General features: G+C 35.7%; 26 protein-coding genes. 16 read left to right on the plus strand and 10 right to left on the minus strand.

What is annotated here, in order from left to right:
* Position 1: 1 nt before the first annotated feature.
* Entirely contained in the window at positions 2-1,324 is a 1,323-nt protein-coding gene (locus ACFVQC_RS23330) for an acetylornithine deacetylase (RefSeq protein ID WP_377899387.1), read from the plus strand.
* A 97-nt stretch (positions 1,325-1,421) separates the two neighbouring features.
* On the opposite strand, the gene ACFVQC_RS23335 is transcribed toward ACFVQC_RS23330, so the two are convergent.
* Positions 1,422-2,075, minus strand: a complete 654-nt coding sequence (locus tag ACFVQC_RS23335; RefSeq protein WP_002091151.1) for a helix-turn-helix domain-containing protein — start codon at positions 2,073-2,075, stop codon at positions 1,422-1,424.
* A 137-nt stretch (positions 2,076-2,212) separates the two neighbouring features.
* Between ACFVQC_RS23335 and ytaF the strand changes: the two genes are divergently transcribed.
* Complete coding sequence (ytaF, locus tag ACFVQC_RS23340) at positions 2,213-2,824, plus strand: sporulation membrane protein YtaF (RefSeq protein WP_377899388.1); 612 nt, start codon at positions 2,213-2,215, stop codon at positions 2,822-2,824.
* Positions 2,825-2,987: 163 nt separating this feature from the next.
* Here ytaF and ACFVQC_RS23345 read toward each other — a convergent pair whose 3' ends face one another.
* Positions 2,988-3,332 (minus strand): DUF3969 family protein, encoded by a 345-nt coding sequence (locus ACFVQC_RS23345; protein ID WP_002091149.1) that lies wholly within the window; start codon positions 3,330-3,332, stop codon positions 2,988-2,990.
* A 175-nt stretch (positions 3,333-3,507) separates the two neighbouring features.
* The gene (gene glsA / locus ACFVQC_RS23350) at positions 3,508-4,437 is read right to left on the minus strand and encodes a glutaminase A (protein WP_002151698.1); all 930 of its coding nucleotides are present in this window, start codon (positions 4,435-4,437) and stop codon (positions 3,508-3,510) included.
* Between the two features lie 323 nt (positions 4,438-4,760).
* Here glsA and nagE point away from each other — a divergent pair, with 323 nt between their 5' ends.
* The 11 genes from nagE (at position 4,761) to ACFVQC_RS23405 (ending at position 19,065) form a co-directional block, all read left to right on the plus strand.
* On the plus strand, positions 4,761-6,263 hold the full coding sequence (nagE, locus tag ACFVQC_RS23355; RefSeq protein WP_377891194.1) for an N-acetylglucosamine-specific PTS transporter subunit IIBC: 1,503 nt from the start codon (positions 4,761-4,763) through the stop codon (positions 6,261-6,263).
* A 254-nt stretch (positions 6,264-6,517) separates the two neighbouring features.
* Entirely contained in the window at positions 6,518-7,768 is a 1,251-nt protein-coding gene (locus ACFVQC_RS23360; protein ID WP_377899389.1) for a serine hydrolase domain-containing protein, read from the plus strand.
* 340 nt (positions 7,769-8,108) lie between these two features.
* The gene (locus ACFVQC_RS23365; RefSeq protein WP_377899391.1) at positions 8,109-8,510 is read left to right on the plus strand and encodes an LSm family protein; all 402 of its coding nucleotides are present in this window, start codon (positions 8,109-8,111) and stop codon (positions 8,508-8,510) included.
* Between the two features lie 16 nt (positions 8,511-8,526).
* Positions 8,527-8,721: a hypothetical protein gene (locus tag ACFVQC_RS23370; RefSeq protein WP_377891200.1), complete on the plus strand. Its 195-nt coding sequence runs from the start codon at positions 8,527-8,529 to the stop codon at positions 8,719-8,721.
* A 13-nt stretch (positions 8,722-8,734) separates the two neighbouring features.
* Positions 8,735-10,285: a glycosyltransferase family 2 protein gene (locus ACFVQC_RS23375; protein WP_377899392.1), complete on the plus strand. Its 1,551-nt coding sequence runs from the start codon at positions 8,735-8,737 to the stop codon at positions 10,283-10,285.
* On the plus strand, positions 10,272-11,516 hold the full coding sequence (locus ACFVQC_RS23380) for a nucleotide sugar dehydrogenase (protein WP_377899393.1): 1,245 nt from the start codon (positions 10,272-10,274) through the stop codon (positions 11,514-11,516). Before ACFVQC_RS23375 ends, ACFVQC_RS23380 begins: the two co-directional genes overlap by 14 nt.
* On the plus strand, positions 11,513-12,478 hold the full coding sequence (locus ACFVQC_RS23385; protein WP_377899394.1) for an NAD-dependent epimerase/dehydratase family protein: 966 nt from the start codon (positions 11,513-11,515) through the stop codon (positions 12,476-12,478). The genes ACFVQC_RS23380 and ACFVQC_RS23385 overlap by 4 nt, the downstream gene beginning before the upstream one ends.
* Positions 12,471-14,021: a glycosyltransferase family 2 protein gene (locus ACFVQC_RS23390; protein ID WP_377899395.1), complete on the plus strand. Its 1,551-nt coding sequence runs from the start codon at positions 12,471-12,473 to the stop codon at positions 14,019-14,021. Before ACFVQC_RS23385 ends, ACFVQC_RS23390 begins: the two co-directional genes overlap by 8 nt.
* A 415-nt stretch (positions 14,022-14,436) precedes the next feature.
* Positions 14,437-16,686, plus strand: coding sequence for a formate C-acetyltransferase (gene pflB, locus ACFVQC_RS23395; RefSeq protein ID WP_377899396.1), 2,250 nt, complete (start codon positions 14,437-14,439; stop codon positions 16,684-16,686).
* A 69-nt stretch (positions 16,687-16,755) separates the two neighbouring features.
* Complete coding sequence (gene pflA, locus ACFVQC_RS23400; RefSeq protein ID WP_377899397.1) at positions 16,756-17,487, plus strand: pyruvate formate-lyase-activating protein; 732 nt, start codon at positions 16,756-16,758, stop codon at positions 17,485-17,487.
* 411 nt (positions 17,488-17,898) lie between these two features.
* The gene (locus tag ACFVQC_RS23405; protein ID WP_219917036.1) at positions 17,899-19,065 is read left to right on the plus strand and encodes a diglucosyl diacylglycerol synthase; all 1,167 of its coding nucleotides are present in this window, start codon (positions 17,899-17,901) and stop codon (positions 19,063-19,065) included.
* Between the two features lie 477 nt (positions 19,066-19,542).
* On the opposite strand, the gene ACFVQC_RS23410 is transcribed toward ACFVQC_RS23405, so the two are convergent.
* The 4 genes from ACFVQC_RS23410 to ACFVQC_RS23425 form a co-directional block, all read right to left on the minus strand.
* Positions 19,543-19,662, minus strand: coding sequence for a YfhE family protein (locus tag ACFVQC_RS23410; RefSeq protein ID WP_078178179.1), 120 nt, complete (start codon positions 19,660-19,662; stop codon positions 19,543-19,545).
* A 110-nt stretch (positions 19,663-19,772) separates the two neighbouring features.
* A complete protein-coding gene (locus tag ACFVQC_RS23415; protein WP_002091129.1) occupies positions 19,773-20,330 on the minus strand; it encodes a GNAT family N-acetyltransferase in 558 nt (185 codons plus the stop codon).
* Positions 20,331-20,570: 240 nt separating this feature from the next.
* Positions 20,571-21,701, minus strand: coding sequence for an amidohydrolase (locus ACFVQC_RS23420; protein ID WP_002113826.1), 1,131 nt, complete (start codon positions 21,699-21,701; stop codon positions 20,571-20,573).
* Positions 21,702-21,846: 145 nt separating this feature from the next.
* Positions 21,847-22,752, minus strand: a complete 906-nt coding sequence (locus ACFVQC_RS23425; protein ID WP_377899400.1) for a TIGR01777 family oxidoreductase — start codon at positions 22,750-22,752, stop codon at positions 21,847-21,849.
* 81 nt (positions 22,753-22,833) lie between these two features.
* On the opposite strand from ACFVQC_RS23425, the gene recX reads away from it, so the two are divergent.
* Positions 22,834-23,646 (plus strand): recombination regulator RecX, encoded by an 813-nt coding sequence (recX, locus tag ACFVQC_RS23430; protein ID WP_002113830.1) that lies wholly within the window; start codon positions 22,834-22,836, stop codon positions 23,644-23,646.
* Between the two features lie 9 nt (positions 23,647-23,655).
* The gene (locus tag ACFVQC_RS23435; protein WP_377899402.1) at positions 23,656-23,973 is read left to right on the plus strand and encodes a YfhH family protein; all 318 of its coding nucleotides are present in this window, start codon (positions 23,656-23,658) and stop codon (positions 23,971-23,973) included.
* 64 nt (positions 23,974-24,037) lie between these two features.
* Here the strand turns inward: ACFVQC_RS23435 and ACFVQC_RS23440 are convergent, their stop codons facing one another.
* Together ACFVQC_RS23440 and ACFVQC_RS23445 are read right to left on the minus strand one after the other, a co-directional pair.
* Positions 24,038-24,190: a YpzG family protein gene (locus tag ACFVQC_RS23440; protein WP_002010325.1), complete on the minus strand. Its 153-nt coding sequence runs from the start codon at positions 24,188-24,190 to the stop codon at positions 24,038-24,040.
* A gap of 43 nt (positions 24,191-24,233) precedes the next feature.
* Positions 24,234-24,392, minus strand: coding sequence for a small, acid-soluble spore protein K (locus ACFVQC_RS23445; RefSeq protein WP_002113845.1), 159 nt, complete (start codon positions 24,390-24,392; stop codon positions 24,234-24,236).
* A 122-nt stretch (positions 24,393-24,514) separates the two neighbouring features.
* Here ACFVQC_RS23445 and ACFVQC_RS23450 point away from each other — a divergent pair, with 122 nt between their 5' ends.
* Positions 24,515-24,781 (plus strand): YfhJ family protein, encoded by a 267-nt coding sequence (locus tag ACFVQC_RS23450; protein ID WP_002113846.1) that lies wholly within the window; start codon positions 24,515-24,517, stop codon positions 24,779-24,781.
* A 24-nt stretch (positions 24,782-24,805) separates the two neighbouring features.
* Here ACFVQC_RS23450 and ACFVQC_RS23455 read toward each other — a convergent pair whose 3' ends face one another.
* The gene (locus tag ACFVQC_RS23455) at positions 24,806-25,786 is read right to left on the minus strand and encodes a metal-dependent hydrolase (protein ID WP_002125060.1); all 981 of its coding nucleotides are present in this window, start codon (positions 25,784-25,786) and stop codon (positions 24,806-24,808) included.
* Positions 25,787-25,894 lie beyond the last annotated feature (108 nt).

Below are 25,894 nucleotides of genomic sequence, written 5' to 3' on the forward strand. Positions count from 1 at the left end.
TGTGAAAATAAAGCTGGAAACATACTACGTATGCAAAGGGGAATTAGCAATGAATCAAGAAGTTTCACAGCTATTAAAACAGATTGATTTACGAAAAGACGAGCTACTAGAACTTACAAAAGCTTTAATTCGCTTTGAAACACCAGCACCACCAGCAAGAAATACAAATGAGGCGCAAGAATTTGTGGCAGAGTTTCTAAAAAAACGAAATTTTAGTATTGATAAGTGGGATGTATATCCGAATGATCCGAATGTTGTTGGAGTGAAAAAAGGGACAGCAAGTGAGTCACATAAAAGTCTCATTATTAATGGGCATATAGATGTTGCAGAAGTAACAGCGGACGAGCCGTGGGAAACAAAGCCGTTTGAGCCGTTTATAAAAGATGGTTGGTTAGTTGGGAGAGGCGCGGCAGATATGAAAGGTGGACTAGCTGGAGCCTTATTTGCTATTCAGCTTTTAGAAGAAGTGGGGATTGAATTACCTGGAGATTTAATTTTTCAATCGGTAATTGGGGAAGAAGTTGGAGAAGCTGGTACACTTCAATGCTGCAAAAGAGGGTACGATGCTGATTTTGCGGTAGTAGTGGATACGAGTGATTTACATATGCAAGGACAGGGCGGCGTAATTACGGGATGGATTACTGTGAAGAGCCCGCAAACGTTTCATGATGCAACACGTAGACAAATGATTCATGCTGGAGGCCGTTTGTTTGGCGCAAGTGCAATTGAGAAAATGATGAAGATTGTCCAAAGTTTACAGGAGCTAGAACGTCATTGGGCGGTAATGAAAACCTATGAAGGATATCCATCAGGAACAACAACAATTAACCCAGCAGTAATTGAAGGCGGGCGCCATGCAGCATTTATTGCGGATGAGTGCCGATTATGGGTTACGGTTCACTTTTATCCAAATGAAACACATGAACAAATAATAGAAGAAATAGAAGAGTATTTAGGAAAAGTGGCAGCAGCAGATCCATGGTTAAGCGAGAACCCACCACAATTTAAGTGGGGCGGAGAATCAATGATTGTGGATCGTGGCGAAATTTTTCCTTCTTTAGAAGTAGATAGCGAACATGTTGCTGTAAAAACGCTAAGTTCAGTACATGAATCTATTTTATCTAAAAATGCAATTTTAAATATGTCAGCAACGGTAACTGATGGCGGATGGTTTAGTGAGTTTAACATTCCAGCTGTTATTTACGGACCAGGTACATTAGAAGAAGCTCATTCAATAAATGAGAAAGTTGAAGTTGAGCAGTTAATTGAATTTACAAAAGTAATAACAGCGTTCATATATGAATGGTGTCATACAAAAAAATAGATTAGTATGTTGAAATCATGCAGGTATGTACTTGTACGCTTTTTTAGTGAACTATTTCAGAGTTGAACATAAACAACTGAAATAGTTCTTTATTTTTCTATGTTTTTCGTTTTATTTCAATTAATTTCTCTTTAGCTAATTCAACGGCAATCGCATCATCTAAATAGCCGATTGGAAAAAGATAATCGGGGATAATGTCTGTTGATAAAATGAAATATAGTAAGGCACCCCCAATAATTGCACGCTCTTCGGTTGAAATGGTTTCTGTACAAAATTGTTGGTACATATTTGTTAATTGCTCAATGAAAGGACCAGCACTATCAATTTGTTCTATTTTACTTTTGAAACTCTCGTGAATACGTTTTTCGCCTTCAGTAGTTTGAGCATAGCGCTCGTAATTTTCAAGTTCTTGTTTCACACGAGTTGTTGTGTATTCGAAGTCGAATAGGTTAGAGGATTGTAATGTTTGCTGAATTGTATCGAGAGATGTGTACATATCTGCTTTTTCCTTATTTATGTGTGGAGAGTCAGGGTACATTTCATCAAGTAATAATTGCGGTGGAACTTGTAGACAGTTTGCGAATTTTTGTAAATGGTTTTGCTTCGGTTGTTGTTTGCCATTAATTATTCTTGAAATTGTTGCAGGATCAATATTTGTAAGTGTTCCTAGTTGGCGCATAGATAGAGCGCGCTCCTTTAACAGTTTCTTTATTAATTTACCGAGCCGCTCATTTGGATTTTCATTGGGCATAATGTAGGCACTCCTTTTCTATTGTCTATCGTTGAAAAAATGTTGAGCATTTATTACAAGTATATGAAACAGACAGGCACAGTTGCTCAACATTTTCATAATATGCAATGAAAAGTGAGAAAAGGGGTGACTGTACGATGAGTACGGCAGGTTTATTTTCAATTTTTTTAATCGGGATTGCGTCTAATTTAGATAATGCAGGTGTTGGGATTGCATATGGCATTCGTAAAATTCGAATTTCGTGGCTTAACAATTTTATCATCGCATTTTTTGGATTTTTATTTACTTTACTAGCTGGATTTTTTGGGAATTGGATCGCATTATTTATTTCGGAGTTCACAGCAAATCTTATTGGAGCAATCGTTTTAGGAATAATCGGGGTGTTTATTTTATGTCAGCCTTTCTTGAGTCAAAAAGATACCGTAGAATCTAAAGATGGTAGTGTACTTATGGGGGTTTTACGTGATCCAGAAAAAGCAGATTTTGATGGTTCTAAAACAATTAGTTTTTCTGAAGCAATTGTTTTAGGAGTTGCATTGTCCATAAATAATATTGCAGGTGGATTTGATGCTGGAGTAACAAATTTAAATCTTTGGCTTACGGCATGTATTTCTGGAGTTTTTAGTTTTATTTGTATTAGTGGTTTTACGTATGTTGGTAAAAGATTTTTAGCTGAATACTTAGGGAAATGGGCAACTATAATTGCAGGTGTGTTATTAATTCTTATTGGAATTGATCAATTGTTGTAAGAATGATAGGGAAAACAGTATTCGAGTATTTCCTTGGAAATACACTAAGAAATTGCATATATCGACGTGAAATCTTTTCACGGTAATGAAAGATTGTAAGTATTATACAAATCTTTGTGTGTAAAAAGGTTTAAAAAAGTAAAAGCACCTGCATAGGTGCTTTTTAGCGTATATCTTCAATTAGTTGTGCACATTCATCATCATGCATACTGTACTCACTTAAAACTTGAATACAAAGCCATTTCAGTTCTTCGATACTATGCTCAAGTTCTTCGGGAAGTACATGGTAAATGTCTTCAAGTCCCATTCCGAAATGAATAAGTTCTAGTACTTGATCATCGATGTTCCGATCCATTAATAGTTCAAGCACTTCTAAATTGAATATGTATCGGTGAGCTTCATCGAGTGAAACAACTTTTAGTTTCAAACTTTCTACAATACTCAATATGAAAAGAAGAATTGTTTTTTCGAGAACAGGTTGTTTCTCCATTTGAAATATGAGTTTCATCTTTTACACCTCCACATACAGCGCTAGGTTGTACTATATTATTCAGGAGGGGGGAACAAATATGCATAATAAAGAGAACTTTTATTACTGTTTTTTTGAATTGTGTTGATGCCTAGTAGAACGGATTTTTTTGTGAAATAAAAAATCCTGCCAATATAGCAGGATAACTTCTAAATTAAAACATACTCCAACCTTCTTGGGCAGAAAGTAATTCAAGAATTTTAAAACCAGCGATACTATTTCCGTTTGCATCTAAAGCCGGTCCGAAAATACCGATTCCCATTTCGCCTTTTACGCAGCCGAAAATGCCGCCCGCTACACCACTTTTTGCAGGGATTCCAACACGAATTGCAAATTCACCAGATTCATTATACATCCCGCAAGTAACCATAAATGTTTTACAAATTTTCGTAATATGTTTAGGGATGATCTGTTTCTTTTTATAAGGATCATATCCATCCATTGCAAAGATTAAACCAATACGTGCTAGGTCGATACAGTTAACCTCAATTGCACATTGACGCGTATATAAATCCATAAGTTCTTCAATATCGTTATCGATGATGCCATTTTGTTTCATATAGTAACAAAGTGAACGGTTTAAGTAAGCTGTTTCTAATTCAGAAGTGGCAACTTTAGAAGAATAACTAATAGTAGGATTGTCTGTTATATCACGCACAAATTGAAGAATGCGTTCCATCTTCTCCTCGTTATCATTACCAGCTAGCATACTTGTAATAGCTAATGCACCCGCATTAATCATTGGATTAAGAGGTTTGGAAGAACTTGTTGTTTCAAGCTTAATAATAGAATTAAATGGGTCACCAGTTGGTTCCATTCCAACTTTAGAAAATACATATTCTTCACCACGGTCTAAAAGGGCAAGTGCAAGTGTAATTACTTTAGAAATACTTTGAAGAGTAAATAGTGTTTGTGAGTTACCAGCATGGATATATTCTGTTTCTTTATGGAAAATAGCAATCCCTAGATCATCTGGATTTGCATTTCCTAGTTCGGGGATATAAGTAGCAAGTTTTCCTTTTTTCGTATATGGTTTTACTTGTTCTAACAACTGCTGTAAGTTGTTTGTTTCAATGCACTGCATAGTACCAACGCTCCTATTTCGAATTAACTAAGTTTACTTTTCCCGATATGCTCGGAAATAAATAATAACATGAAAAAGTGGAATGATAAAACGAAAGTTATCTGTGCTATAATTAGTTTTTTTGCCTGCATATTTTGTATTCAATAAGGAGAATTTTCCTTTTATATAACAGTTTGGAAATAGAAAACTTATCCATAAAAAGTTCGAAAATAAAAACTACACATCTATACAACTATATGTTATTATGGTTATGTAATAGAAAGCGTTTTCTAAAGCGTACTTATAATGATAACGATTTCATAAATTTGATAGGGGGAATTAAAATGTTGCAGTTTTTACAACGTATTGGTAAAGCGTTAATGCTTCCAATCGCCGTACTACCAGCAGCAGGATTATTGCTTCGTTTAGGGCAACCAGATGTATTTGATATTCCTGTTATGGCACAGGCCGGCGCAGCGGTTTTTGATAATTTAGCACTTATTTTTGCGATAGGTATTGCAATAGGTCTTTCAGTTGATGGTAGTGGTGCAGCAGGTCTTGCAGGTGCAATTGGTTATCTGGTTATGAAAAACAGTATTGATGCACTTAGTAAGGGATATTCTACTGCAGAATTACAAGATAAATTAGGTAAAGTCCAAGATTTAATAGGCAATAGCGCGAATGTAGATCCTTCTAAGCTTGCAGATACAATGACACAAGTATCTAAGGCAGCCGAATTATCGACTAAAGTGGATATGAAAGTTTTAGGTGGTATTATTGTCGGTGTTATAGCAGGGCTCCTTTATAATAAATTCCATAAAATTAAACTTCCAGAATGGTTAGGTTTCTTTGCTGGAAAACGTTTCGTTCCGATTGTTACATCGGTTGTGATGCTAATATTAGGAATTCTATTCGCACAAATTTGGCCAGCAATTCAAAATGCTATTGATGCACTGGCTCATGGAATTGTTAATTTAGGTGCAGTTGGTTCAGGTCTATTTGGTTTATTAAACCGTTTATTAATCCCAATTGGTTTACACCATGTAATGAACACATACTTCTGGTTCGTATTTGGTGACTTTACAAATACAGCAGGCAATGTTGTAAATGGTGATATCGCTCGCTTCCTTGCAGGGGATAAAACAGCAGGTATGTTTATGACTGGTTTCTTCCCAGTTATGATGTTCGGTTTACCAGCAGCATGTTTCGCAATGATTGCGGCTGCTAAACCAGAAAAACGTAAAATGGTTACAGGTATGTTAGGTGGTCTAGCATTAACTTCATTCTTAACTGGTATTACAGAACCGATTGAATTCTCATTCATGTTCTTATCACCAGTATTATATGGTATTCATGCCGTGTTAACAGGTATTTCTTTATTTGTAACAACATCACTTGGCATTCACGATGGCTTCACATTTAGTGCCGGTGCAATTGATTACTTCTTAAACTTCGGTATTGCAACAAAACCAGTCTTACTAGCAGGAATCGGTTTAATTTACGCAGCAATTTACTTCGTAGTATTCTATTTCTTAATTAAGAAGTTCGACTTAAAAACTCCTGGTCGTGAAGATGACGATGAGTTAGCTGAAGATGGTGATGCACCAGTTGCAGGTTCAATTGGTGAAACTTATGTAGCTGCTTTAGGTGGAAAAGACAACTTAACAGTTATCGATAACTGTGCAACTCGTCTGCGCTTACAAGTGAAAGATGCAGGTTTAGTAAATGAGCCAGCATTAAAACGCGCAGGTGCAAAAGGCGTTATGAAATTAAGTAACACAAGTGTACAAGTTATCGTAGGTACAAATGTTGAATCTGTTGCCGATGATATGAAAAAACACGTATAAATAATTAGATAAGAGGATATCCAAAAAGATTGATAACATCAGTTTTTTTAGAGGATATCCTCTTTTTTTTGTTAAAAATTTAACGGGAATCTTACTTTTGTAAATTTTCTTTTTCTTTTTTATACATATAGGTTGGTAATATGTGCAGTGCGTGATAAAGTAGGGATGATATAGAATGGAGTATCCATAATCTACTAAAATAAATCTTTAGTAGAGGAAGTAAATTATTGGTGAATAAGGGGAAAAAGGCAATCATGGATCAGGAAAAAAATAATGCGAATGGGAAAGCACATCGGCCGATTGTATACATAAAAAGAACAATCATTCTCGTCTTAATATTCTTACTTGTATATTTCATGTATACAAAAATTGTTGCGCATAATAAGAAAGAAGAAACTTTAAAAGCGACAGCAGAAATGAAGAAGCAAGAAGAGATAAAAAAGAAAGAAGAAATGAAAAGGCAAGAAGCTGAAAAACAAAGAAAACAAAAAGAACAGGAAGAACAGATAAAACAGGCGCAAGTTATAGAGAAACCTGCTGAAGGACCGCCTCAAGAAATTAATGAAAACGCTCAATTGGATCAATATTTACAAAACGCAGGATTTAGTGGGACAGCTGTTATTGTGAAGAACGGAAAAGTTCTTGTGAATAAAGGATACGGCATGGCTAATAAAGAGAAGCAAGTGCCGAATAATTCAGAGACGACCTTTTATATTGGTTCTATTTCAAAAGCATTTGTGGCGACTGCTATTATGCAACTCAAAGATCAAAATAAGTTACAAGTAGAGGATACAGTTGCAAAGTATATTCCAGACTTTCCTCAAGGTAATAGCATTCAGTTAAAACATCTATTAACACATACATCAGGCATTCCGGAATATGAGCAGGGAAAAGAGGATATTTCTCATGAAGAACTGATAAAGCGGATAGGAAATCAAAAGCGTATCGGGAGTCCAGGAGAGAAATGGAAGTATTCCGATTCGAACTACTCTATACTTGCTTACATTGCTGAGAAGGTAAGTGGACAGTCGCTCGAAGAATATATAAAACAACATATTTTTGCGACTGCGGGTATGAAACATTCTGGTTTCGGTACAGCGTTGGAACAAACAAGATTCCCATCAACGGGTTATAAAATAGTGAATAACAATATGACAACACCTAATATTCCGAGCATGTCACAACTATATGGTTGTGGTGATATATATACGAGCGCGCATGATTTATATTTATTTAATGAAGCACTCTTTTCTGGAAAATTAATTTCAAAAGAGAGTTATAATCAAATGTTTACAGCCGTGAAAAAGGATTATGGATTTGGCTGGTATGTAGATCCAGGAAGTTATTCAAATCACGGTGTAATGCCAGGTTGGAATTGCTTAAATGGTTTTAGTAAAAATGGTAGTGTATATGTGGTTTTATTATCTAACATTCAAAATAACATTAAATCATTTGGTAAAGTGAATAACGACATTTATACGATGTTGCGGAATATTGAAGTGTAAGAGGCTATCCTTTTGGATAGTCTTTTTTGTATTGAGGAAATATATGTGCGGTTCGATAATGAAATAAATGGAAAATGGGAGGTTTATGAGTATACATAAGCATCATGCACGCAATGCGAAACGAATTTTGTGTATTACGGCGTAGCTGCCATTGTGACAATTGAAAATTAAAATATATATAAAGATAGATGGGACACCATCTATCTTTTTTATGTGATTAGAAAAGAGTGTTTCTTTGAAAAATGTATGCCTTACCTATCACAAAAAAAGTCTGCTTTGTATAAATTAAGATGTATGGATGTAAAATTTTATACTTTAAAAATAATAGGAGGAGAAGTGTATGTGTTTGTTCAGAAAATATTGGGATAAATTATCCCGACTGTTTAATAGACAATTAGGTTATTTTTTAGATGACAAGTTACTGCCTGCTGTGGAGCGACTTTTATTTTCACAAAACTTTGCGAAATTTATTCAAAGAAATGCTAAGCAAGCTACGGAAGAATTTATAGAATCAAGTCAATTTCAATCTATTATTTGTAGCATTTTGAAAGAATGCAATACATCACCTTTTAAAGAAATTGCAAAGCAATATTTAGGTAAAAACGTAGAGATTACTGTGACAGTTGGACAGTTAACAGGTGTTATTGTAGCAGTTGGTGACGATTTCTTAACACTGCAAGAAGGAATAGGAACAGAAGTTTTATTACCATTTACAAGTATTATATCAATGAAAGAAGCGTAAGAAAGGAGACTTATATATGTTATTTACTGATGAATTGCGTAACCATGTTGGTGAATTAGTGCAAGTTGTGACAGCTGTAGAAATTGTTGCAGGTATTCTTTTATCTGTGACGGATGGGGCAGTAAGTGTTCGTACAGCTCCTTCTTATGGACCACCGGAAGATGTACTTGTGCGTACTCCTATTATTTCTTATGTTCGCTTGGAAGGGTAAGAGTGATACAAGTATGAGAGTATCAGTTGTTATTCCAGTGCATAATGAAGCAAGTACTTTATCACAAGTTTTAGTAGAAGTGGAGAAGCTCGAGCCGTATGAAATTATTGTAGTAGATAATGGATCGACAGATGGAACGAAGGAAGTCGCATTACAGCATAGTTGCCATGTAATTTATTATAAACATTCTCTTGGCAATGATGTAGGAAGGGCAATTGGAGCTAGAGAAGCAAAAGGTGAAATTATATTGTTTTTAGATGGTGACATCGTTATTGAGAGTAAAGAGCTACAATGTTTCGTGAAAGGAATTCAGCTGGGGCATCAAATTGTTGTGAATAATTTAACATGGTCTGTTTATTTAAAGGTGAGACCACATTATACGACAGTTGGAAAATTCATGTTGAATCGTTATTTGAATAAAAAAGAGCTTGCTGTTGGTTCTTTAATCGCAATTCCACATGCGATGAGCCGGGAAGTTATCGAGAGACTTGGATGGTGGGATTTAGCAGATCCCGCATTATTTCAAGCGATGGCGATGTCTAGGGGAGTAGATATTGTTGATATGGCTTCGGTCGATGTAATTCACACGAATAAGGTTCGTCCTGTGCATACTGGTACATCACCTGGTTCTCCTTATCCGAAAGCGACTAGTCGTATTATAGGTGATCATTTACGTGCTTTGCAATACGTAATTGAAACATATGGTAAACGCGGCGGTTTTTCGGAAGGAAACAGGGATAGAGAGTTTATAGGGAAGTATAAACCAGTTTTATTACAACGGAAAAAAGCGAAATACAGTGCGATTATACCAGTGTCAGAAGAAAAAATGACTATAAGATCTGTTATACAAGAAGTGAAAAAAGCAGGAGTAGATGAAATTATTATTGTTGCGAATGGAGCGGATATCGAGACTATTAAACAAGCAAAACTAGAGAATGTAATTGTTGTTGAATTTGGGAAGGCGCTTGGACATAATGTAGCGCGAGCGATAGGGGCCATGCATGCTACGGCAGATATTTGTTTATTTGTTGATGGTGATTTTGCTATTCCGGCAAAAAAGTTAAATCCATTTTTGCATGCTATTGAAGACGGAAATGATGTGGCGTTAAATGATTTGCAATGTTTGTTAGATATGTTTCACCCGGCAGATCCAATTAGTATGGGGAAATATTTCGTGAATTTGGTAGCGAAACGACCAGATTTATGGAATAACTCTTTAACTGCTGTACCACATGCTATGCATAAAAAGGTAATAGAGAAAATAGGGTATGATTCTCTTGTTATTCCGCCACTAGCTCAAATGAAAGCTATTTTGGAGGGATTCTCTATTACAGCAGTAGAATTTGTAGATGTTATAAAAACAAATCGAGTACGCCCAGAGCAACATGGTTTTGTAAACGGACGAATTCCTGCATTCGATCGTATTTTCGGCGATCAGCTTGAGGCGATTGCTTATTTATTAAAACATACAGACGAGCGCGGGAGTTTTACAGATGGAGAAAGGGACAGAGATATAATACTACAATTGAGAAGGGAAGAAGAAAATACAGATGGATGCCAGTAGTAAAGTAACTATTATTGGATTAGGGTATGTCGGCCTTCCTTTGGTGGTCCTTTTTGCAGAAAGAGGACATGCTGTACTTGGATTAGATAAAGATACTAGGAAAATAGAATCAATTATAAAAGGAGAAAGTTATATTCCTGATGTTTCTTCTAAAGTATTACAAAACTTATTAGAAAAAAGAAAATTAATAGTGAATACACCAGATAAAGGTGTTACCGATTTTAAGAATAGCGATTATGTCATCGTGACTGTGCCGACACCAATTAATGAATATAAAGAACCAGATTTAAGTGCCCTTGTTTCAGCCTCCCACTATATACAACAGAATCTTCAAAAAGGACAAACCTTCATTTTTGAAAGCTCCACATATCCAGGAACACTTGAAGAAGTTATTATTCCTATTATTTCTAAAACCGGTAAAAAGGTAGGAGGAGATTATTATATTGGCTATTCTCCAGAGCGAATTGATCCAGCGAATAGCCAGTATTCAGTTGAAACAATTCCAAAAGTTATTAGTGGACAAACAGAGCAGTGTAAACAAAAAGTACAGGATTTGTATAGCACTATATTTGATGTAGTCGTTCCAGTTAGCTCTCCGAAAGTGGCCGAGATGTGTAAGCTATTTGAAAATATTCAGCGCTTAGTTAATATTTCATTAGTAAATGAGTTAAATATACTTTGTGAAAGTTTGAATATTAATTTTTATGAGGTGCTTGAAGCTGCATCTACAAAACCGTTTGGATTTACTCCGTATTGGCCAGGACCAGGAATAGGAGGACACTGTATTCCGGTAGATCCTTTATATTTTCAATGGAGAATACGAAAGGTTGGAGCAATTAGTCAATTAATTGAGGCAGCACATGTAATTAATGAAGAAATGCCAGCGAAAATAATCGGTAAAGTAAAAGGTGTGGTGCAATCACCCGCAACGGTTTTAATAGTAGGGATTGCATATAAGAAAGATGTAAATGATCTGAGAGAATCGCCAGCGTTGCCAATTATTCAATTATTAATAAAAGAAGGGTACAAGATAGAATATCATGACCCTTATATTTCTTCAGCGAAAATTGGGGATACACTATATCAATCCATTCCATTAGATGAACAAAGAATTAAACAAGCAGATTGTATTTTAATTGTAACCGATCACTCTAGTATCGATTGGAAGCTCTTTAAAGGAATTGAGCGATTAATAGATACACGTGGAATTATAAAGAAGGTGAGTGTATGAGTGAAAAATGTTTAATTACAGGCGGAGCAGGATTCATTGGGTCACATTTAGCTGAAGAATTGGTGAAAAGAGGTTATGAAGCTACTATTGTGGATAACTTCTATAAAGGAAAAAATAAATATCATGAAGAGTTAATGAAAGAGATTTCAGTTATTCCAATAAGCGTGTTAGATAAAAGTTCAATTCATGAATTAGTTAATCAACATGATGTGGTGTTCCATTTAGCTGCAATTTTGGGAGTCAAAACTACAATGGAAAAAAGTGTAGAGCTTATTGAAACGAACTTTGATGGAACGAGAAACATTTTGCAAGCAGCGTTAAAAGGGAAGAAGAAAGTAGTATTTGCATCTACTTCTGAAGTATATGGAAAGGGAGAGCCACCATTCTCTGAAGAAGGAGATCGTTTATATGGTGCAACTTCCAAAATACGTTGGAGTTATGCAATTTGTAAAACATTAGAGGAAACATTATGTTTAGTGTACGCATTAGAAGGCTTACCTGTAACGATTGTTCGTTATTTTAATATTTATGGTCCAAGAGCAAAAGATGGTCCGTACGCAGGAGTAATTCCACGGTTTATTCGTGCGGCTTTGCAAGGTGACGATATTCTCGTGTATGGAGATGGAAAGCAGACACGTTGCTTTACGTATGTAAGTGATGCGGTCGAGGCAACGATTCGTGCAATGGATGAAAAGGTAAATGGTGAAATTATTAATATTGGTTCTGAGAATGAAAAAAATATAAGGGAAGTAGCGGAAGATATAAAAAAAATAACGAAGTCTGTTTCCAAAATTGTGCACGTTCCATTTGAGGAAGTATATCCACATGGATTTGAAGAGATCCCAAATAGAAGACCAGACGTAACGAAATTAAGAGAACTTGTTCAATTTCAAGCGAAAGTAACGTGGGAACAAGGATTGAAAGAAACTATTAAATGGTTTCGTGAAGAAAACAATGGCTAAGTCGTTATCAGTTATTATTCCTGTATGTAATGAAGTGGAGACGATTTCAGACGTGGTTCAATCGGTAAAACCATTAAATCCAGTAGAGATTATTGTAGTAGCAAATGGTTGTAATGATGGTACAGAAGCAATTGCTGAGAGCTTAGGATGTACAGTAATTGAGCATAAAGAGTCACTTGGTAACGACGTTGGACGCGCAGTTGGTGCAAAACATGCGATAGGTGATGTATTACTGTTTGTAGATGGTGATTTTGCTATTCAAACTTCAAAATTACAATTATTCCTTAATCCGATTTTACATGATCAGGCGGACATCGCTTTAAATAATTTGGACGCATTATTTTTAAAGAAACAAAGACCACATTCTATTACAGTATGGCGCCAAATCTTAAATGCAATGTTAGAGCGTGAAGAATTAAAAATTGATTCTTTACTATCTGTACCTCATGCGCTGACGAAGGAAGTTGTGCAAAATATTGGATACGAATGTTTTTTTAATCCTATTGTGGCTCATCTACGCCTAGCACAAAGTAAATGGAGAATTAGCCGTCATTGTGCGATTGATGTTATTACTCCGAATAAATTTCGCCCACTCGAGCATGCTGCATACGGCACGAATCTTGCTCATTCCGAAAAACGAATGATAGGCGATCATATAGAAGCTGTAGCAGAGAGGATATTAGGCAGTGATACGCGCGGGGGATATTGCGATGGAAATAGGAAAAGAGAGAGTGTCTACCATACTCTAAATTTTGAAGACTTTTATCAAGGGTGGGGCATTACATCTAATTTGTATAAAGGACAGCAACTATCGGTTATTATTCCTGTGCAAAATGAAGAGATGACGATTGGAAAGATTATAGAAGAGCTTCGCAAAATTGAACCATTGGAAATCATTGTTGTTGTAAATGGTTCGTCCGATAAAACGGCAACAATTGCAAAAGACAAGGGAGCAACAACAATTGTATATAAAGAAGCACTTGGAAACGATGTGGGGCGTTCGCTTGGAACTTATTTTGCAAAAGGAGAAATTGTGTTATTTATAGACGGCGATTTTGTTATTCCAGCTAGTGAGCTATATCCCTTTGCAAAAGCAATTGCAGATGGAACAGATGTCGCATTAAATGATTTAAATCATTATTTAGATTTGAGAGTACCACTGCATCTTGTAACTGCATTTAAATATGCATTAAATTTAGCTTGTGATCGAAAATATTTAGGAGTAGGCTCTCTTATTGCTGTACCTAATGCGTTTAGCCGGACGTGTTTGAAATCAATTGGGTATAAATCTTTACTGTCACCTTGCGTAGCGCAAGTGAAAGCTATTCTTTCAGGATTCGAAATCGCATGTGTAAGTCGTGTTGAGGTCGATAGGATGAACCGTATTCGTCCCAGTGAACATTTTGCAAAAATAGGTCATCCTCCAGCTGTCCTTCGAATTATAGGTGATCATATAGAAGGGTTAGAGCAATTAATTGTATTAAAGGGCAGTCGTGGTGGATTCGATGATGGAAATAGAAAAAGAGATGTTTTATCCCGCTAAAGCCCGATTGGTGAGGGCTAATAATCAGTGGGGGATGGACAACCCCCCCACTGATTAAAGTTTCACTTTATAGTAGTAACAAAAAAAGTGTACAACGTATGTACACTTTTTTGCTCTGTTATAAAAACTATAACAGATTAGGAGATAAGAGTATTACAGCTCTACAATGGGTATCGTTCTTATATTACAAAATAGGACTCGTATATAAGAATACCAAAAAAATACAATTAAAGAAAGGGTTAATTATAAAGACTTTTAAACGAGGTTAACACTACGAATATAGTAGTTTGCTCAACATTTCACAAACATGTCACAACTATTTCGTTCACTTCCGAAAAAAAGTAGTATTCTAAGTGTGTAAGCTGTTATATAAAAAAACGTAGTCCTGTACTAATCAAAAATGGAGGAGATTAGGATGACTCAAGTATTAGAAAATGTAAAAAACGCGTGGGAAAACTTTAAAGGTGAAAAATGGAAAGCAGAGATTGATGTTCGCGATTTCATTTTAAATAATGTAAACGTTTACGAGGGAGAAGACTCTTTCTTAGCGGAAGCAACTGAAGAAACGAAAAAACTTTGGGATCAAGTAATGGATTTAACAACAAAGGAACGTGAAAACGGTGGCGTTCTTGATATGGATACAAAAATTGTTTCTTCTATTACATCACATGAACCAGGATATTTAAATAAAGATATTGAAAAAGTGGTCGGTTTCCAAACTGATAAACCATTTAAACGTTCTTTACAACCATATGGTGGTATTCGTATGGCGGAGCAAGCTTGTGAAGCGTATGGATATGAAATGGATAAAGAACTTAGCAAGATTTTCAGAGACTGGCGTAAAACTCATAATCAAGGTGTATTTGATGCATACACACCAGAAATGAAAGCGGCTCGTAAATCAGGTGTTATTACTGGTCTTCCAGATGCGTATGGACGTGGACGTATTATCGGTGACTATCGCCGCGTAGCGCTATATGGTATAGATCATTTAATTGAAGCGAAAAAAGCGGATTATAATTTAACTGGCGGTGTAATGAGCGAAGATACAATGCGTTTACGCGAAGAATTATCTGAGCAAATGCGTGCACTTCAAGAGTTAAAACAGATGGCTGCTTCTCATGGATTCGATATTTCTAAGCCAGCCACAAATGCACAAGAGGCCTTCCAATGGTTATACTTTGCTTATCTTGCAGCAATTAAAGAGCAAAACGGGGCAGCAATGAGTCTTGGACGTACATCTACATTCCTAGATGTTTACATTGAAAGAGATTTAGCAAATGGTACTTTAACAGAAGAAGCAGCACAAGAAATTGTGGATCACTTCATTATGAAATTACGTCTTGTGAAATTCGCAAGAACACCTGACTATAATGAACTATTCTCTGGAGATCCAACTTGGGTAACTGAATCTATCGGTGGTATGGCGTTAGACGGTCGTCCGTTAGTAACAAAAAACTCATTCCGTTTCTTGCATACATTAGATAATTTAGGACCAGCTCCAGAACCAAACTTAACAGTTCTTTGGTCTAAACAATTACCAGAGAACTTTAAAAACTACTGTGCGAAAATGTCTATTAAAACATCAGCAATTCAATACGAAAATGATGACATTATGCGTCCTGATTACGGCGATGACTACGGTATTGCTTGTTGTGTATCTGCAATGAGAATTGGTAAACAAATGCAGTTCTTCGGAGCGCGTGCAAACTTAGCGAAAGCATTACTATATGCGGTTAACGGCGGTAAAGATGAAAAGTCAAAAGCGCAAGTTGGTCCTGAATACGCACCAATTACTTCTGAAGTATTAGATTATGAAGAAGTTATGCGTAAATTCGATATGACAATGGAATGGTTAGCTGGTCTATACTTAAATACATTAAACGTAATTCACTATATGCACGATAAATATAGCTATGAACGTATTGAAATGGCACTTCATGATACAAATGTTCTTCGTACAATGGCAACAGGTATCGCTGGATTATCTGTAGTAGCAGACTCTTTAAGTGCAATTAAATACGCAAAAGTAAAACCAATTCGTGATGAAAATGGTATTGCAGTTGATTTCGAAATTGAGGGAGATTTCCCTAAATACGGTAACAATGATGATCGTGTAGATGAAATCGCAGTAAATCTTGTGAAAACATTTATGAACAAGATTCGTAAACATAAAACATACCGTAATTCTGTTCATACAATGTCAATCTTAACAATCACATCTAACGTTGTATACGGTAAGAAAACTGGTAACACTCCAGATGGACGTCGTACTGGAGAACCATTTGCACCGGGCGCAAACCCAATGCATGGCCGTGATACAAAAGGTGCATTAGCGTCATTATTATCTGTAGCTAAATTACCATATGAAGATGCACAAGATGGTATTTCAAATACATTCTCTATTATTCCAAAAGCACTTGGTAAAGAAGATGATGTACAAGTACGCAACTTAGTATCTATGCTTGATGGATATGCAATAAAACAAGGACACCACTTAAATATTAACGTATTTAACCGTGAAACATTAATGGATGCAATGGAGCACCCTGAAAAATATCCACAATTAACAATTCGTGTATCTGGTTACGCTGTTAACTTTATTAAATTAACTCGTGAACAACAAATTGATGTAATTAACCGTACAATGCATGAAAGCATGTAAGTGAAAAAAGTGTTCCTCCGCTTTTAATATATAGCGGAGGGAGGCTGTTTCAATAAAGGAGGAAGTAACATGGTAAAAGGAAGAATACATTCTGTAGAGTCTTGTGGTACTGTTGATGGCCCAGGGATTCGTTATGTCATATTTACACAAGGGTGTTTATTACGTTGTCAATATTGTCATAATGCTGATACGTGGGAAATCGGTAAAGGTAAAGAAATAACAGTTGAAGAAGTAGTGCAGGATGTGACATGTTACCTTCCATTTATTGAAGCTTCTGGAGGCGGTATAACAGTTAGTGGTGGAGAGCCACTATTACAGCTAGACTTCTTAATTGAGTTGTTTAAAAAGTGTAAAGAATATGGTATCCATACAACAATCGATTCTTCGGGCGGTTGTTATTCTGAAGAACCAGAATTCCAAAATAAGCTAGATATTTTAATGGATTATACAGATTTAGTTTTATTGGATTTGAAGCATATTGATTCAAAGAAACATCGTAAATTAACAGGGAAACCAAATGAACATATTTTACAATTTGCTCGTTATTTATCGGATAGAAAGAAACCAATTTGGGTAAGGCATGTATTGGTTCCCGGTGTTACCGATGGTGAAGAGGATCTGCAAAAATTATCAAACTTTATTCAAAGTCTATCTAATGTTAAGAAAGTGGAAGTGTTACCATATCATAAACTCGGTGTTTATAAATGGGAGGCACTTGGACATAAGTATCCACTTGCGGATGTGAATCCACCGACAGAAGAAAATGTTGAGCATGCAAAACATATTTTAAAAGTAGTCTAATCCAAATATTGGATTAGACTTTTTGTTTCTTTATAATAAAATCTAGAGTATATATTTAGAAAAGAGTATACTGAAGAGATAATATCCATATTTTTGTAAAGGATAGGCGGAGAAATTTACATAATCGTAAAGGGAAATCAAAATAGTAAAAAGAATTAAGAAGTAAAAGAGTGAGTATCATGAAATATAGAACATTTGTAAGTTATTGCGAAAGCTCTTATAGGAAAGTATAATGTAAAGATATGAGCACAGATAGGATTAAGGGGTCAATCTTATATGCTTTGCATATCCACGACAGGTACATAGCTAACAGGGGAATATTGGAATCCAAGTATGTAATGTTTAAGGAAAATGTTTTTCCTATTGTCGTATATGCAATATGGAGAAACAAAAAGCTAGGAGTGGATTTGTTTGATAAAAAACCCCAAGGTTTTAATATTAACTGCACATTACGGTAACGGTCATGTGCAAGTGGCAAAAACATTAGAACAAACATTTCGCCAAAAAGGAATCGAAGATGTAATTGTATGCGACTTGTTTGGAGAATCACATCCAGTTATAACCGATATTACAAAATATTTATATTTAAAAAGCTATACGGTAGGAAAAGAATTATATCGCTTGTTTTATTATGGTGTAGAGAAAATTTATGATAAAAAAATAGCATCTTGGTATGCGAATTTTGGGAGAAAGCGTTTGAAGACGCTATTACAGGTGGAGAAACCGGATATTGTTATTAATACCTTTCCAATCATCGCTGTACCAGAATTGAAAAAGCAAATAGGTATTTCTATTCCTGTTTATAACGTATTAACGGATTTTTGTGTGCATAAAATATGGATCCATCGAGAAGTAGATCGTTATTTTGTAGCAACCGATCATGTGAAAAAAGTGATGGTTGATATCGGTGTACCTGCAGAGCAAATTGTTGAAACAGGGATTCCGATTCGCAGCAGTTTTGAGCTAAAGATAAATCCAGCAATTATATATAATAAATATCAGTTATGTAAGGATAAAAAGATGTTACTAATTGTAGCAGGTGCTCATGGTGTGCTAGGGAGTGTAAAAGAGCTATGCCAGTCATTTATGTCAGTACCAAACTTACAAGTAGTTGTCGTTTGTGGGAAAAACGAAGCTTTAAAGCAGGATTTAATGGAACTACAGGAACAAAGTTCTGATGCTTTAAAAGTATTTGGTTATGTTGAAAACATTGATGAGTTGTTCCGTGTTACTTCTTGTATGATTACGAAGCCAGGTGGTATTACATTAAGCGAAGCAGCAGCATTACAAGTACCTGTCATTTTATATAAACCTGTCCCAGGACAAGAGAATGAAAATGCGTTGTATTTTGAAAAAAAAGGGGCTGCAGTTGTAATTCGTGATGATAGTGAAGTTTTTGCAAAAACAGAGGCGTTATTACAAGATGATATGAAGCTTCTTCAAATGAAAGAAGCAATGAAAAGTATTTATCGTCCTGAGCCAGCTGGTCATATTGTGGATACAATATTGGCAGAAAATCATGCAGAGCCGAATCATATACCTATTAAATCACCAGCTCTTGCCGAATCTTTTACTTAATATGAAACCCCTCTTTTAAGCATTTAAAGAGGGTTTTTTTATTGTTGTAAAAAAAGTAAACGTGAATTATTAACTTATCCCGCTATTTGCGGGCAGTAAGACCCCTACCTCAAAATTCAGCGAAAGCAAAGAAGTTAGATGAGGGATGAACAAAACCCACGCTGATTAAAGTTTCACTTTATCCACAAAGGATTGCGCTTCTATTAGACAGTAAAGTCGGAATATTAACAACTATATCCACATAGTCCACAATTTTTAGAAAATTATCCACAATTCTCACGTTTAGAATTCATTTAAATAGATGAATTCGTAAAAAACTTTTGGAATTTATGCACAAGTCTACGATTTTTGTGGATAAAGTTGTCCACAAAAAAAATTCCTTATTTATAAGGAACCTTTTTTGCCAATCTATTGGAAAATCTTATGTAATGAAACTGAATAATTAGGGGGGAAACCTTCTAATTATTCAGTTTCACTTTAAATACTTTTTGAGCGATAGCCCGCTGCACGATCTGCTTTTCGAAATTCTCGTTGATAGAGAACTTCTTGTGTACTAGATAATGTGTTTTTTGCTTTATCATGTTTCTTTTTATCCATTACAAATCACCTCGTGTCCTAAAGTCACTATCTATCGTTTCCAAAGACATGGGGTGATATACATATATGTCAAACTAGTAATGATTAATTATTATTTCTGAATTTTTAGATTACGCTTCTTTTAATTGGTGTGCTTCTTGGAATGTTGTATCTCGCATTGTTGCAAGTGTATATTGATCTTTTGGAATTTCATATAAATTATATACTTCTTCATGCGCGTTAATTTCATCATAAACAGCTTTTCTTGTTTCGTTTGCTAGATTTACATATTGTAGTTTTTCGGCAGCCTTAATAGACCGGATATTTATTTTACGAATACGCATAAAGATCGTTTCAATATCTAATTCGTAGAAAAGTTCGCTAAAAAATGAATCTTTCGCTAATTTATTATATCCTTTGCCATGATAGGGTTTGCCAAGCCAGGTTCCGAGGAATCCGGCTTTTTCTTGCACATCAAATAAAGTAATTGTACCGATAGGGTTACCCCATTCATCTAAAATTGTGCGTGAGATTAATTCTCCACGCTCTTCGGCTTCAATTGTTTGTTTCGTTAAAAATAAATATTCTTCATAAGAATAAGCCTTTTGACGCACAAAAGGGAAGACAGCTGGATCCACCATTAACTCGTATAGAACGTGGCTGTCGTGTAAGTCGCGTTTTTTCAACACACTAACTCCTCCTCACACGAGGGTAGCATGACGAAAAAACACCCACCCTCGAAATTTTTATATCAATCTTTAAAAAATTTCGGGGTGGGAATCGAACCCACTAGAACCAGTTTATAACGCTGGTGGCGCACCATTTGCCTTCCCCATTCATCAATTTGAAAATGATAATCACGACACAAATTGATTATGGTTTCATTCAGTTTATAATCGTATAATACTTTATCTAGTCAAAAAAATAAACTAGTTTTTTTTATTTTTTTTGTAAATTATTTTTCCGTCAATCATGGTGAGTACAGGCTTGGCTAAATAATGGAAAGGATGGTGAGTCCATAACACGAGATCAGCATCTTTTCCAACTTCAATGCTTCCAATTCTATTCTCTAAACGTAAATTACGAGCTGGAAAAATAGTTATTCCTTCCAAGGCTGTTTTTTCATCTAATCCTTCTCGAACAGCGATAGCGGCACAAACATTTAAATATTGAATGGGTGTATAAGGGTGATCTGTTGTAATAGAAACTTCTATGCCACTTTTCGATAATATATGATAAGTATCCCATGTTTTGTTTTTAAGCTCGATTTTCGAACGTCGTGTAAGAGTCGGACCAACTGAAATCTTTAAATTATGTTTCGAAAGTTCCTCAACAATAAAGTGTCCTTCTGTACAATGTTCAATACGTAAATCAAGATTGAATTCTGTCGCAAAGCGTAAAGCTGAAGTGATATCATCTGCGCGGTGAGCGTGGATACGTACTGGTATTTCTCGGCGGAGTGCTTTTAAAATAGGGAGCATTCGAAAATCAGCTTCATGCCCGTAGTGTTGTGCGTCATAGAATGTTTCACGAAGTAACCCCATAATTCCCATACGTGTTATTGATTCTTTTGTGCCGTTGCTATGAACCTTTTTAGGGTTTTCTCCAAAGGCAATTTTTAAACCAGCGGGTTCCTGAATAATCATATGATCAATACAAGTGCCTGCAGTTTTTATTACACAAGTAGTGCCGCCGATAATATTTTGGCTTCCGGGCATAACGTGAACAGTCGTAACCCCATTTTGTACAGCGTCTTGAAATGCAATATCAAAAGGATGGATCCCGTCTAAAGAACGGATATGTGGTGTTGAAACTTCAGATGTTTCATTTGCATCATTACCAGCCCAACCAGTGCCTTCGTCATAGAGACCAAGATGAGTATGCACATCAATAAATCCAGGTAAAAGATGAAGAGCTCGTGCGTCTATAACAGTCATATCTTGAGTAGGCTTAATATAAGGTTTGACCTCGGTGATTCGTTCTCCTGTAACCAGTACATCTCCTTGAAATTTTGGAGAGGTAATAGGATATACGATGGCTTGTTTGAGCAATGTTTTCATAGGTACCTCATTTCTGTTACTTTGTAATATTTAGTGTAAGTTAAGACAAAGTAACTGAAAGGTTGTTCGTGTAGTAATGCTCCGGAGTTTAGAAAGTGAGAAGTTTTGAAGGAGATAAACTACCCGTAAAACTATTTTAGAAGTACTACATTGTATGCAAGAGTATATTTTGTAATGCATGGTTAACTGTAGGAAATGTGTATCGATATCCATGTTCAATCGCTTTATTGGGTAATACATGTTGCCCTTCTAATACAAGTATACTCATCTCACCGAGTAAAGCGCGCAGTACAAATGAAGGAACAGGTAACCAATGAGGTCGCCTAGTTATAGTGGCAATAATTTCACCGAACTCTTTCATCCGTATTGGCGTTGGCGCTGTAATATTAAAAGGTCCGTCAATTTCTTTTTTGTGAATGATGAAATCAATCATGCGAACGACATCGTCTATATGAATCCATGATAACCATTGGTTTCCAGATCCAATTGTCCCCCCAATATATAATTGATAGGGAAGTAGCATTTTTGGAAGAGCTCCTCGGTCTGCACCTAATACGACTCCAAATCTTGAGTAGATTGTTCTTATTCCAAGAGAACGTGCTTTAGATGCTTCTTGCTCCCATAAAAATACTGTTTCTGCTAAAAAGTCATTTCCGGGAGTTTCTTGTTGCTCAGTAAAAGACTCTGTTTCAGATGTTCCATAGTATCCAATAGCGCTTGCATTAATAAATGTGTGTGGTTTTGTTGCGAGTGCTTGTAATTGTTTAATGAGTCCTTTTGTTGTTTGAATCCTACTGTTTAAAATTGTTTCTTTTTGTTTCTTTGTCCATCTACTATTGATAGACTCTCCAGATAGATTAATAACTACATCGATAGAGGAGAGGGGGAAGGTCTGTAAATCCGGTGTCCACTGTACGTATTGAAGGTTAGTATGTGAAGTTTCAGCAGTTTTTTTTCGAGTAAGAATGTAAACAGTATACCCCTTTTGAATAAAAAAATTAGAAAGGTATTTGCCGATAAAGCCAGAGCCACCAGAAATTGCGATTTTCACAATCATTTCCTCCTCATTATATATATTCTTGAAAAGCAAAAACGTTCCTTGACTATGTTAAAATAATAGAGAGGTGAGAGTATGGCTGTCATTACAAAAATAGAAGTGCAAAAACGATCGAAAGAACGATTTAATATTTATATTGATAAAGGCCAAGGTGAAGAGTACGGGTTTAGTGTGAATCAATCAATCTTAATGAAACATGGGTTACAAAAAGGCTTAGAAATTGATGAAGTAGCGTTAGGGAATATTTTGTACAATGAAGAGGTACAAAAAGCATATTTACAAGCAATTTCCTATTTATCCTATCAAATGAGAACAAAACAAGAAATAGAAGATTTCTTACGAAAAAAAGAAGTGGGACAGGCCATCATCTCTGAAGTCATTTCGAAATTATTACATGATCGATATATTAATGATAAAGAGTACGCGATTTCATACGTGCGAACGCAAAGTAATGTGAATCAAAAAGGTCCAACTGTTATTAGGAGAGGGCTATTAAGTAAAGGTGTTCAGGATTTAATCATTACACATAGTTTACAAGAGTATCCAAAGGAGAAGCAAATTGAGAATGCTTTGTTTCTTATAGAAAAGAAAAAAAAATCTTATCAAAAGCATTCATTTTTACAAATGAAACAAAAATTAGAAGAAATGCTTGTTCGTAAAGGGTATTCTAGAGAGGTAATTCAAATTTGTTTGGAAGAATTGAAAGACGAAAAAGATGACGAACAGCAACAAGAAGCGTTACACTATCATGGGAATAAATATTATGAAAAATATAAGAAGTATGATGGTTGGACATTCGAAAATAAGGTGAAGCAAGCGTTATATCGAAAAGGATTCTCTATTGATGAGATAGATATATTTTTACAAATGAAACGTGAAGAGGGATGAGGAAATAAGATGGGTATGCCAAAACGCTACAGTGAAATGACGCCACATGAGCTAAGGGAAGAAATTGGGGTTTTGAAGGAGCAAGCAGTAAAGGCTGAGCAACTTGGAATTGTAAATGAATTCGATGTATTAATGAGAAAAATGGCTATGGCTCGTGCTTATATGATAGATGTAAATAAATTCCATATTGGTGAGGCATATGAATTAGTAGAAGAACCTGGTGTGGTATTTAAAATTACGTATTTCAATGGGGTATTTGCTTGGGGATATAAGCAAAATGATAATGAAGAGATTGGAATACCAATTTCCTTGCTGCAGGAAAAATAAAAACCAGAGAGTGAATATCTCTCTGGTTTTCATCTTTGGTAGGCGTTAAAGGAGATAGGAGATTCTAAAATTGGCGTTTTTTACATTCGTTTGCCAGTATAATGAGAGACTGGGTTTGTTGCGTCTGTCCATTAACTTGCGCTTTCGCATGTTTTGGACGAGTCCACGTATGGTTAAATAATTCAGAACGACGATCTAAATGGTCACGGTAGCTCATCTTTATCACCTCGTGTAGGAAGTTAATTTAGTTTGTTACTGTACTACTCTTCCTGCTGATTTGCAGCACGCATACGTTCTTGTGGGTGCGTGTTAATTGTGCCGTTAGGTCTTTTCGAAGCGAAGCGTGATTTCGCTTTCGGTTGACCTTCGATTTTGCTGTTGTTTTTTGACTCAGACCAAAATTCGGCTTGTCTACCCATTAAGAACGCCCCCTCATTATCAGTCGATACCTCTTTAAGAAGTATCACTTATAGAATGTGCAAAATAGAAGAAACTATCCTTTAGAAATTAAGGGAATAAATAGGTAAAAGGAGAATAGAACATGAATGATATTTATGAAACATTAACGAAAGAATTATTAGATAAGAATGACAACCTTTCTTACGCACAAGCTCGTGCATGGGTTGAATTACTGTGGGAAGACTTCCGAACAACTTATGCTAAATCAGGTCGTTACCAAGGTGAGGAAATGACTGAACAAGTGGTACGAACATGGATTAATAATCATGGAAGTCGCCTTCATGAAATGCGTACAAATAATCCGAAGTATAGCCATTTAATCAATCAAGAAGATCATTTGAAACATTAAAAAAAGCGACTTAAGTCGCTTTTTTTAATGTGGAAGCAATTCTAGTTTTTTTCGAAGTTTTTCTTCGCTGAAAATCCATCCTGTATAGGAACTAATAATATTTAAATTTTGATCGAGCTGAACGATTGCGACGAATGGATAATAATCTTTACTTCGATACCGCAAATCAATAAATCGAACTTCATAATAGTTATCATAATCGAAAATATCCCAGCGATATACAGGTGAGAAAGATAAGAAAGCAGATATATTTTCATCTCGCACAGCAGCTTGCATAATGGCAGTATTCGGGAACGGTACGCGATTAAATTTATCGTATACAAGGATGTTACCGCGGTGCCATCTTGCGACGTAGTAATGTTCAGTTGTAACGACGGCTAAATGGTAATGGTAAAATTTGTAAGAAGGAGAAATAATTACTTTCTCTACATTTTTGAAACGTTTGTATACTACACTTTTGATATTTCGATGCATCATAATGCGGCCGATGTAGTAAACAAACATTAATATATACGCTGCTAAAGCAGTATAGCCTTTATGTGCTCCGACAAGCATACAGGCGATAGCGAGTATATGGATAAAGAAAATGACAGTATCAAACGTATTAATTATGCCGAGCGCTACCCATTTTTTTGTGAAGGGCCTTAATGCCTGTGTACCATAGGCATTGAAAATATCCACAAAGACATGAAGAAAGACGGCAATAAATGACCAAAGTAGTAGATGCAGATAGGGAGCGTCTGAAAAGAAGGCGAAAGAGATGCCACTTATAAGGAGTGACCAAAGAATCACTGCAGGAATGGAATGAGTAATCCCGCGATGATTTCTTATATATTTAGCGTTATTACGCAATTTTAAAACTGTATCGATGTCAGGAATATTGGAACCAGCAATTGTTGCAAGCATCACTGCTTGTGGCCCAATATCACTTTGTGCTATAGCCGGATCTAATGTTGCCAAACTGCCTAGAGTAACGCCCATAACAAGGTGAGTGGCTGTGTCCATAGAAATCCACCTCCGTTTTTTATTAATGTAACTCTTTTTATTCGATACCTCAAGTCCTTTGCCTTCTATTTCCTATGTCATCTTACTTAAATTTTTTCCTAAAATCTT

It is taken from the genome of Bacillus sp. NPDC057893, from assembly GCF_042796455.1.
Taxonomy (GTDB): Bacteria; Bacillota; Bacilli; order Bacillales; family Bacillaceae_G; genus Bacillus_A.

What these genes read in the sequence shown, in the direction of transcription:
- ACFVQC_RS23335 (WP_002091151.1), bottom strand. Translation starts at nt 2,075, where the DNA reads ATGCCCAATGAAAATCCAAATGAGCGGCTCGGTAAATTAATAAAGAAA.
- ytaF (WP_377899388.1), top strand. Translation starts at nt 2,213, where the DNA reads ATGAGTACGGCAGGTTTATTTTCAATTTTTTTAATCGGGATTGCGTCT.
- ACFVQC_RS23345 (WP_002091149.1), bottom strand. Translation starts at nt 3,332, where the DNA reads ATGAAACTCATATTTCAAATGGAGAAACAACCTGTTCTCGAAAAAACA.
- glsA (WP_002151698.1), bottom strand. Translation starts at nt 4,437, where the DNA reads ATGCAGTGCATTGAAACAAACAACTTACAGCAGTTGTTAGAACAAGTA.
- nagE (WP_377891194.1), top strand. Translation starts at nt 4,761, where the DNA reads ATGTTGCAGTTTTTACAACGTATTGGTAAAGCGTTAATGCTTCCAATC.
- ACFVQC_RS23360 (WP_377899389.1), top strand. Translation starts at nt 6,518, where the DNA reads ATGGATCAGGAAAAAAATAATGCGAATGGGAAAGCACATCGGCCGATT.
- ACFVQC_RS23365 (WP_377899391.1), top strand. Translation starts at nt 8,109, where the DNA reads ATGTGTTTGTTCAGAAAATATTGGGATAAATTATCCCGACTGTTTAAT.
- ACFVQC_RS23370 (WP_377891200.1), top strand. Translation starts at nt 8,527, where the DNA reads ATGTTATTTACTGATGAATTGCGTAACCATGTTGGTGAATTAGTGCAA.
- ACFVQC_RS23375 (WP_377899392.1), top strand. Translation starts at nt 8,735, where the DNA reads ATGAGAGTATCAGTTGTTATTCCAGTGCATAATGAAGCAAGTACTTTA.
- ACFVQC_RS23380 (WP_377899393.1), top strand. Translation starts at nt 10,272, where the DNA reads ATGGATGCCAGTAGTAAAGTAACTATTATTGGATTAGGGTATGTCGGC.
- ACFVQC_RS23385 (WP_377899394.1), top strand. Translation starts at nt 11,513, where the DNA reads ATGAGTGAAAAATGTTTAATTACAGGCGGAGCAGGATTCATTGGGTCA.
- ACFVQC_RS23390 (WP_377899395.1), top strand. Translation starts at nt 12,471, where the DNA reads ATGGCTAAGTCGTTATCAGTTATTATTCCTGTATGTAATGAAGTGGAG.
- pflB (WP_377899396.1), top strand. Translation starts at nt 14,437, where the DNA reads ATGACTCAAGTATTAGAAAATGTAAAAAACGCGTGGGAAAACTTTAAA.
- pflA (WP_377899397.1), top strand. Translation starts at nt 16,756, where the DNA reads ATGGTAAAAGGAAGAATACATTCTGTAGAGTCTTGTGGTACTGTTGAT.
- ACFVQC_RS23410 (WP_078178179.1), bottom strand. Translation starts at nt 19,662, where the DNA reads ATGGATAAAAAGAAACATGATAAAGCAAAAAACACATTATCTAGTACA.
- ACFVQC_RS23420 (WP_002113826.1), bottom strand. Translation starts at nt 21,701, where the DNA reads ATGAAAACATTGCTCAAACAAGCCATCGTATATCCTATTACCTCTCCA.
- recX (WP_002113830.1), top strand. Translation starts at nt 22,834, where the DNA reads ATGGCTGTCATTACAAAAATAGAAGTGCAAAAACGATCGAAAGAACGA.
- ACFVQC_RS23435 (WP_377899402.1), top strand. Translation starts at nt 23,656, where the DNA reads ATGGGTATGCCAAAACGCTACAGTGAAATGACGCCACATGAGCTAAGG.
- ACFVQC_RS23440 (WP_002010325.1), bottom strand. Translation starts at nt 24,190, where the DNA reads ATGAGCTACCGTGACCATTTAGATCGTCGTTCTGAATTATTTAACCAT.
- ACFVQC_RS23445 (WP_002113845.1), bottom strand. Translation starts at nt 24,392, where the DNA reads ATGGGTAGACAAGCCGAATTTTGGTCTGAGTCAAAAAACAACAGCAAA.
- ACFVQC_RS23450 (WP_002113846.1), top strand. Translation starts at nt 24,515, where the DNA reads ATGAATGATATTTATGAAACATTAACGAAAGAATTATTAGATAAGAAT.
- ACFVQC_RS23455 (WP_002125060.1), bottom strand. Translation starts at nt 25,786, where the DNA reads ATGGACACAGCCACTCACCTTGTTATGGGCGTTACTCTAGGCAGTTTG.